The 1007-nt window shown below is 61.4% G+C and carries 1 pseudogene; it reads left to right on the plus strand.

From position 1 onward, the window contains the following. Positions 1-1007 (plus strand): annotated as a pseudogene (locus JCM12296_RS35155) (acetyl-CoA C-acyltransferase); the annotation flags it as partial.

The raw sequence follows: 1007 nt of genomic DNA on the forward strand, positions 1-1007 counted from the left end.
GTCATCAAGGAAGCGATAAAACGCGCGGGGATTGAGAAAAGCCAGGTGAATGAAGTTCTCATGGGCCAGGTGCTGCCCTGCGGGTATGGCCAGAACCCGGCCAAACAGGCGGCGGTCAAGGCCGGCATGCCCTGGGAAGCGGAGGCCATCACGGTCAACAAGGTCTGCGGCTCGGCCCTCAAGACCGTCATGCTCGGCGCCCAGGCCATCCAATTGGGCGATGCCGATGTGGTCGTGGCCGGCGGCATGGAGAACATGAGCATGGCGCCCTACTACCTGGAAAAGGCCCGTTTCGGCTATCGCATGGGCCCCGGCCAGTTGCAGGATTCCATGATCCACGACGGTCTGTGGGATATCGTCAATGATTTCCACATGGGCATGTCCAATGAGCTTTGCTCCGAACGCTATGCCGTCAGCCGGGAAGACCAGGACCGCTATGCGGCCGAATCCTACCGCCGGGCCATGGAATCCATCCAAAGCGGCCGCTTCGATGCGGAAATCGTTCCCGTGCCGATCCCCCAGCGAAAAGGGGAGCCCAAATTGTTCAGCCGCGACGAATGCCCTCGTGAGACGCCCTACGACGCCATGGCCAAGATGAAACCGGCATTTAAAAAGGATGGGGTCGGCACCGCCGGCAATGCGTCCATCATCAGCGACGGGGCCGCAGCCGTGGTATTGATGTCGCGGGAAAAGGCCGAGGCGTTGGGATGCACGGTCATGGCAAGCATCGGCGCCCAGGCATCCTACGGCATCGACATGAAGTACGTCCTCGTGGCGCCCCATCTGGGCGATTCCCAAATGTCTGAAGAAAGAGGGTATCACCCTTGACGACGTGGATCTTTTCGAGGTCAACGAGGCCTTCTCCGGCTCCACCGTGGCGATCATGAAAGAGCTGGGACTCTCCGCCGACAAGACCAACGTCAACGGCGGCGCCGTGGCCCTGGGGCACCCCATCGGCGGCAGTGGCTGCCGGGTGCTGGTCACCCTGCTTTACGAAATGATCCGCC

This window comes from Desulfosarcina cetonica JCM 12296, assembly GCF_001311845.1.
GTDB lineage: Bacteria > Desulfobacterota > Desulfobacteria > Desulfobacterales > Desulfosarcinaceae > Desulfosarcina > Desulfosarcina cetonica.